The following is a 7,140-nucleotide window of genomic DNA, read 5'->3' as shown; positions in this document are numbered from 1 at the left end:
GTTTTGGGAGGGGGGGTCTCCCGATTGTTTTGTGTGGTCAGCAGTCCCCTCGTTGGGGGAACGACTTTTGGGGGGGGGGGGAAACACTCCCCCCCCCCACAACGCCCACATTCAAAGCGCGGTATAGCCGAAATAAACAAAGGCTACGAAAGCGGCGATGGCAAAGGCGCCCAAGGCCTTCGCCGTATAGCGACTCAAATGAATGGAGCCCGCCGACCGATGCATATGCGTGCCGGAGACCAGAGTGCGCTCATCGAATCCGTCCTTGGTTGCTTGATAGGTGTAGCGCAAACCCATGAACAGAAACACGATGATCAGGCCGAGTACCACTGCGCGGGTAATTACCGGATTGACCATTGGCTTGGGCGTTTCTTCGGCGCAGGCTGGGCTGTTGACTTCGGCGATCGTGATTCTTCCGCCGACCATCGACGAAGACAGGGTGCCCTTGACGGGTAACGCCTGTGGGTCCATGTCCAGCATCTGATATTTCCAGAGCGTTGCCGACCCCTCCCGGCAGTAGGTGAAGGTTCCCGGATTGCCGGCGGTGATGATGCACGCGTCGTTGATGCCGTGTTTTTTCAGGGTTTCGGTGGCCGACCTTGTGAAGTCCAGTTCGAGGACAGGAATAACTCCGTTGGCGCACGCACCTGCCGAAACAAGCAAGCCTCCCAGGAGGCAAAGGGTTGAAGTGTTCAAGGTGAATTCCTTGTTTTTATTGGCCTTTTGATTGAGCTGGCGCGTGCTTTTTCCCGCTGTTAATTGAGTCTAGATCGCAATTGGCACCTTGCTGAGCAAAATTGTGTCAGGCGAGCGCCGGGTTTTTCGCGTCATTTTTCGCACGACCGATGGCATGGCGAACTGCGTTTCGCTGTGCCTTACTCGGGGATTGGAACGGAGGAGGCGAGTATGCAAAAGGACACGACCGGTTCGACGCAGCTGCAGGATGTGGGCTCCGCCAGCGAACAGATCGACGCAAAAATTCGTGACCTGGACGATTGGCGTGGCCAGACGCTGGCGCGGGTCAGGGCGCTGGTCAAGCTGGCCGACCCCGAGGTGATCGAGGAAGTGAAGTGGAGAGGGGTTCCGGTGTGGTCGCACGCCGGGATCATCTGCACCGGTGAAACCTACAAGAACGCGGTGAAGATGACCTTCGCCAAGGGCGCCGCGCTGGACGATCCTTCGGGGTTATTCAATGCCAGCCTTGAGGGCAACACCCGGCGTGCGATCGATCTGCATGAAGGCGATGCGATTGATGAGGTCGCCTTGAAGGCGCTGATTCGCACGGCTGTGGCGCTCAATACCGCCAAACGCAAATAACCCGTGTAGGAGCGAGCATGCTCGCGATGGTCGTTAACGATAACGAGGGCTGCCTGGATGAACGCGGTGCCGTTACGTCCATCGCGAGCAAGCTCGCTCCTACAGGGGTAGTCATAAACCGCGTTTGGGCAGGGTCCAGTTCGGCCGGATGAAGTGGCAGGTGTAGCCGTTGGGGTAGCGCTCGAGGTAGTCCTGGTGTTCGGGCTCCGCTTCCCAGAACGGGCCGGCGGGCTCGATTTCGGTGACGACCTTGCCCGGCCAGAGACCTGAGGCCTCGACGTCGGCAACGGTGTCTTCAGCGATCTGCCGCTGTTCGTCGCTCAGATAATAAAGGGCCGAGCGATAGCTCGTACCCAGGTCATTGCCCTGGCGGTTTTTGGTGGTCGGGTCGTGGATCTGGAAGAAGAATTCGAGGATCTGGCGATAGCTGATCTGCTCGGGATCGAAAACGATTTCGATCGCTTCGGCGTGGGTGCCATGGTTGCGGTAGGTTGCATTGGGTACATCGCCGCCAGAGTAGCCGACCCGGGTGGACAATACGCCGGGGTAGCGACGCAACAGATCCTGCATGCCCCAGAAGCAGCCACCGGCGAGGATCGCGGTTTCGGTGTTGGTCGTCATGGTACGCACCTCCCATCAGTGAACAGCCTCGTTGACCGAGGCTGTCAGGCCATCATTGCATCTTGCTGTGATCCATCTTGCTGTGATCCATGCCGCCGTGATCCATTGCGCCAAGAGAACGTGCGTCGGCGTCGACCTTGATCGTCTCTTTCTCGCCCTTGGCGTTTTCCACCGTCAGGGTCAGCGGCACTTTACTGCCTTCTGCCACCTGGGCGGTCAGGTCCATCAGCATGATGTGGTAGCCGCCAGGGGCCAGGCTCACCGGTTTGCCGGCCGGCAATGCAACGGAGTCGACCTGACCCATGCGCATCACATCGTCCTTCATGCTCATCTGGTGGATTTGCACGTTCTTCGCCACGGGGGACTGCACGCTGAGCAGCTTGCTGTCGGCGTCGGCCTGCAGGGTCATGAAAGCGCCGGTCGAATGCTGGCCGGCCACCGTGGCGCGGACCCAGGCATCACTCACCTGGGTTTGGGCGGACACTTGCCACGCCATGCCGATCAGGGACAGGCCCAGAACCAACTGTTTGATACCCGGCTTTTTAATACGTGGCGCGTAAAACGAAGTCATCAGCAAACCTCCATGACGGTGAGCAGGTCTTCTGCGCACTCTTGAGCGGTCAGGGACGCGGACAGCCCCAGGCGCAAATTGCCTCGGGAGTCGAACACGTAGCTGGTCGCAGTATGGGACAGGGTGTAGGTATCGCCGCTTGGCACCTTCTCGAAGAATACGCCGAACTCCTTGGCGGTGGCGGCCGTTTCTTCCAGCGTGCCATACAGCGCCTCGAAACTCGGGTCGAACGCCTTGACGTATTTGTCGAGCATTTCGGGTGTGTCGCGCTCGGGGTCCAGGGTGATGAAGATCACTTGCAGGCGCTCGCCATCGCGGCCCATCAGTTTCTTCGCCTGGGCCGCCCGGGCCAGCGTCGTCGGGCAAACGGCCGGACATTGGGTGAAACCGAAGAAGATCATCGGCATCATCCCCTGATAGCTGCCCAGCATCCGGGTTTCGCCCTGGGCATCCTTGAGTTTGAAGGAGCGCCCCATGATCTTGTCGCTCAGATCCTTGCCGTACTTGAACGACAGCTTGCTGCTGTCATCGCAGCCGGCGAGCAGGCCGAGGCTCAGCAGGCTCATGCCTTGCAGGACCGTGCGACGGGAATACAACGTACTCATGGAAATAAAGCTTCCTGTGCAGCAACTGAAAAAACACAGTGCCTGACGGATCAGACGAAAAAAAGCGCGAGGATGTTAACAAACTGTTGCCCTGTGGCGCTTAATCGATCGCCGGTCGGTCATGCGCCAAAACGTCGCGGGGCCTTGACTACACAAGAATACAAATAGCCTGTACACGGACACATTGCAGATACATCCGTGGGGTTCCATAGGGGCGTCCAACCCCCATGGAGAGCATGGCCATGCTGCGCAAACTGCAAAATGCCGTCCGATTTTTCCGCCAGAGCGCCCAGTTGATGGTGGGCGTTCCCGATTACGACAACTACGTCGCGCAAATGGCGATCAACCACCCGGGCGAACCGGTGATGAGTTACGAGGCGTTTTTCCGCGAGCGTCAGGAAGCACGGTTCGGTCGCGGCAAGTGCAATACGCGGTGTTGCTGAACACCACACACCTTGTGGCGAGGGAGCTTGCTCCCGCTGGGCTGCGCAGCAGCCCCAAACCCTGTGCCTGCAATTTACCCGGGTATCGCAGTGGTAAGTCTCAGGGCCGCTGCGCGCCCCAGCGGGAGCAAGCTCCCTCGCCACAGGTTTTTCTTCTCGCCTGAAGATTTTCGGCAACCACATGCACTTTAATAAAGCGCGAAGCCTGGCAGCGTGCACCAGTGCGTAGCGATTTTCTGATCCAACCTCCCGGCAGATCGACCCTGAAACACACCTGAACCGCCGGCCCCGCGACATTTCTCCAGCCTCGGTCATCGACTGGCACAAACCCTGCAAAGATCCCCCCAAGCCCATCCATATAGATGGGCAGCCCTCTCGGTCAACGTCGATCGACTGGCCGCACAGGTCGTGGGCAATATCGGTGAACCGGGCATGGCCGTCTGGTTCGACACCGCAAAAGAACAGGCAAAGACGCCTGGAACCGCAAGGTTTCAGGCGTTTTTTTTTTGCTTTTTGAACCGTGATGGGCAGGGTCGTTTATGAATTGCAATGTAGCCACGTTGAACAAGTTGCAAACGCTGGTCGTGATCGGCAATGGCATGGTCGGACACCATTGTGTCGAGCAGTTGATCGAGCGCGGCGCCCTGGACCGCTATCGCTTGCATGTTTTCAGCGAAGAGCCGATGCGCGCCTATGACCGTGTGCATCTGTCCGAGTACTTCACCGGTCGCGATGCCGAGTCGCTGGCGTTGAGCGATGCCTCGCTGTACCAGACGCCGGGCGTCACGCTGCATCTGGGCGTGCCGGTGTTGGACATCGACCGCGTGCAGCGTGAGGTGATTACCGCTCAAGGTCGCGTGGCCTACGACAAGCTGGTGCTGGCTACCGGCTCCTATCCGTTCGTGCCGCCGATCGAAGGCGCCGAAGGCGAGTCGCGCCTGGTGTATCGCACCCTGGAAGACCTCGATGCCATTCGCGCCGCAGCGGCCAATGCCCGGCGTGGTGTGGTGGTCGGTGGTGGCCTGCTGGGCCTGGAAGCGGCGAACGCCCTGAAAAGCCTGGGCCTTGAAGCCCATGTGGTGGAATTCGCGCCGCGTCTGATGCCGGTGCAACTGGATGACCTCGGTGGCCTGGCGCTCAAGGCGCAGATCGAGCGGCTAGGCGTCGGCGTGCACCTGTCCCGTGCCACACAATCGATCAGCGCGGGCGAGCAGTACCGCTATCGCATGAATTTTGCCAACGACGAGTTTCTGGAAACCGATCTGGTGGTGTTCTCCGCCGGTATCCGCGCCCAGGATGCGTTGGCCCGCCAATGCGCACTGGAGATCGGGCCGCGCGGTGGCGTGGTGATCGACGACACCTGCCTGAGCTGCGACCCGAACATCTACGCCATCGGTGAGTGTGCATCGTGGAACGGCAGCCTGTTCGGCCTGGTCGCACCCGGCTACCAAATGGCCCGCAGTGTCGCGGCGCGGCTGTGCGACGACGTTGCCGAGCCGTTCCAGGGCGCTGACATGTCGACCAAACTCAAGTTGCTGGGGGTCGATGTCGGCTCCATCGGCGATGCCCACGCCAATACCCCGGGTGCGCGCAGTTATCAGTTCATCGACGAGACCACGGCCAGCTACCGCCGCCTGGTGGTGGACGCCAGCGGCAAGCACGTGCTCGGCGCAGTGCTGATTGGCGACAACAGCTACTACGACACGCTACTGCAATACATGCAGAACGCGATTGCCTTGCCGGCGGAACCGGCCGCGCTGATCCTGCCGTCGTCCGAGGGCGCGCCGACCCTCGGCCCTGGCGCCTTGCCGGAAACGGCCACCGTCTGCTCGTGCCACAACGTCACCAAGGGCGCCATCTGCTCGGCCATCGACGGCGGCTGCACCGACCTCGGCCTGCTCAAATCGCAAACCAAGGCCTGCACCGGTTGTGGCGGTTGTGCCGGGCTGCTCAAGCAAGTCTTCGAGCATGAATTGATTGCCCGTGGCGTCAGTGTCGACAAGAGCCTGTGCGAACACTTCGCTTATACCCGTCAGGAGTTGTATGCACTGGTGCGGGTTGAAGGGGTGATCAGCTTCGAAGAGCTGCTGGCCAAGCATGGTCGCGGCCACACCGGCTGCGATGTGTGCAAACCGGCGGTGGGCTCGATCCTGGCCTCGTGCTGGAACCAGCCGATCATGGACCCGTCGCTGGTGCCGTTGCAGGACACCAACGACACCTTCATGGCCAACATGCAGAAAAACGGCACTTACTCGGTGGTGCCACGCATTCCCGGCGGCGAGATCACCGCCGACAAGCTGATTGCCATCGGCGTGGTGGCGAAGAAATACGACCTTTACACCAAGATCACTGGTGGACAGCGCATCGATCTGTTCGGCGCGCAATTGCATCAATTGCCGGACATCTGGAGCGAGTTGATTGAAGCCGGTTTCGAGACCGGGCATGCCTACGGCAAATCGACCCGCACCGTGAAGTCCTGTGTGGGCAGCACCTGGTGCCGTTACGGCGTGCAGGACAGCGTGCAAATGGCCCTGACTATCGAAGACCGCTACAAGGGCCTGCGTTCGCCGCACAAGCTCAAGTTCGCGGTGTCCGGCTGCACCCGTGAATGCGCCGAAGCGCAAAGCAAGGACGTCGGCGTGATCGCCACCGAGAAGGGCTGGAACCTCTATATCGCCGGCAACGGCGGCATGCGTCCGCGTCATGCCGAACTGTTCGCCACCGACCTCGATGACGCAACGCTGATCCGCTACATCGACCGTTTCCTGATGTTCTACATCCGCACCGCCGACAAACTGCAGCGCACCTCGGTGTGGCGCGAAAGCCTGGAGGGCGGCCTGGACTACCTCAAGGACGTGATCATCCACGACAGCCTGGGCTTGGGTGCCGAGCTCGAGTCGCAGATGCAGTTGGTGGTCAATCGTTATGAGTGCGAGTGGGCCAACGCCCTCAAGGACCCGGAAAAGCTCAAGCGCTTCCGTACCTTCGTCAACGACAAACGCCCAGACCCGGACATTCACTTCGTCCAGGAGCGTGGCCAACGGCGCCCGATCATGGCCGCCGAACTCAACCTGATCCCTGTCACCGAGGAGAACGTCTGATGACTCAGTCCAATACCCAACGCGTTGAAACCGCTTCGCCTGCTGTCTGGCAATCGGTGTGCAGCCAGCAGGACCTGGTGAATGACTCTGGTGTGGTGGTCTGGCTGGACGGCGCGCAAGTGGCGCTGTTCTACCTGCCGGGCATGGAGGGCAAAACCCTCTACGCCATCGACAACCATGACCCGCAATCGGGGGCCAACGTGATTGGCCGTGGCCTGGTGGGCAGCATCAAGGGGGATCTGGTGGTGGCATCGCCCATCTACAAGCAGCACTTTCGTTTGGAAGATGGCAGTTGCCTGGAGTATCCGGAACAACGCCTGCGGGTCTGGCCGGCGCGTTTGAATGAGGGGAGGGTGGAGGTGGGTATCGCCTGATCAAGTGCGAGCTTACCTTCAACCCTGTGGGAGCGAGCCTGCTCGCGAAAGCGGTGTGTCAGTCAACATCTGCTTAGACTGGTTCACCGCCTTCGCGAGCAGGCTCGC

The 7,140-nt window shown here is 60.3% G+C and carries 8 protein-coding genes; 4 read left to right on the top strand and 4 right to left on the bottom strand.

Features of this window, described 5'->3' with window-relative positions; all coding sequences use genetic code 11:
- Positions 1 to 111 precede the first annotated feature (111 nt).
- On the bottom strand, positions 112 to 696 hold the full coding sequence (locus tag ACSFE6_RS17380; protein WP_435428785.1) for a hypothetical protein: 585 nt from the start codon (positions 694 to 696) through the stop codon (positions 112 to 114).
- Between the two features lie 210 nt (positions 697 to 906).
- Between ACSFE6_RS17380 and ACSFE6_RS17375 the strand changes: the two genes are divergently transcribed.
- On the top strand, positions 907 to 1,317 hold the full coding sequence (locus ACSFE6_RS17375; RefSeq protein WP_435428784.1) for a DUF1801 domain-containing protein: 411 nt from the start codon (positions 907 to 909) through the stop codon (positions 1,315 to 1,317).
- A 111-nt stretch (positions 1,318 to 1,428) separates the two neighbouring features.
- Here ACSFE6_RS17375 and msrA read toward each other — a convergent pair whose 3' ends face one another.
- The 3 genes from msrA to ACSFE6_RS17360 are packed head-to-tail and all read right to left on the bottom strand — an operon-like array spanning position 1,429 to position 3,114.
- Positions 1,429 to 1,938: a peptide-methionine (S)-S-oxide reductase MsrA gene (gene msrA / locus ACSFE6_RS17370; protein WP_435428783.1), complete on the bottom strand. Its 510-nt coding sequence runs from the start codon at positions 1,936 to 1,938 to the stop codon at positions 1,429 to 1,431.
- Between the two features lie 52 nt (positions 1,939 to 1,990).
- Positions 1,991 to 2,509, bottom strand: a complete 519-nt coding sequence (locus ACSFE6_RS17365) for a copper chaperone PCu(A)C (RefSeq protein ID WP_435428782.1) — start codon at positions 2,507 to 2,509, stop codon at positions 1,991 to 1,993.
- Positions 2,509 to 3,114: an SCO family protein gene (locus ACSFE6_RS17360; RefSeq protein WP_435428781.1), complete on the bottom strand. Its 606-nt coding sequence runs from the start codon at positions 3,112 to 3,114 to the stop codon at positions 2,509 to 2,511. Before ACSFE6_RS17360 ends, ACSFE6_RS17365 begins: the two co-directional genes overlap by 1 nt.
- 242 nt (positions 3,115 to 3,356) lie before the next feature.
- On the opposite strand from ACSFE6_RS17360, the gene ACSFE6_RS17355 reads away from it, so the two are divergent.
- The 3 genes from ACSFE6_RS17355 (at position 3,357) to nirD (ending at position 7,032) form a co-directional block, all read left to right on the top strand.
- A complete protein-coding gene (locus ACSFE6_RS17355) occupies positions 3,357 to 3,557 on the top strand; it encodes a YbdD/YjiX family protein (RefSeq protein WP_435428780.1) in 201 nt (66 codons plus the stop codon).
- Positions 3,558 to 4,096: 539 nt separating this feature from the next.
- Positions 4,097 to 6,658, top strand: coding sequence for a nitrite reductase large subunit NirB (gene nirB / locus ACSFE6_RS17350; RefSeq protein WP_435428779.1), 2,562 nt, complete (start codon positions 4,097 to 4,099; stop codon positions 6,656 to 6,658).
- Entirely contained in the window at positions 6,658 to 7,032 is a 375-nt protein-coding gene (gene nirD / locus ACSFE6_RS17345; RefSeq protein WP_435428778.1) for a nitrite reductase small subunit NirD, read from the top strand. Before nirB ends, nirD begins: the two co-directional genes overlap by 1 nt.
- The last annotated feature ends 108 nt before the right edge of the window (positions 7,033 to 7,140 follow it).

Source organism: Pseudomonas baetica (assembly GCF_051216495.1).
GTDB classification, from domain to species: domain Bacteria; phylum Pseudomonadota; class Gammaproteobacteria; order Pseudomonadales; family Pseudomonadaceae; genus Aquipseudomonas; species Aquipseudomonas baetica_B.
The sequence above is the reverse complement of the archived record's forward strand: the minus strand, read 5'-3'. Positions and strand labels throughout refer to the sequence as shown.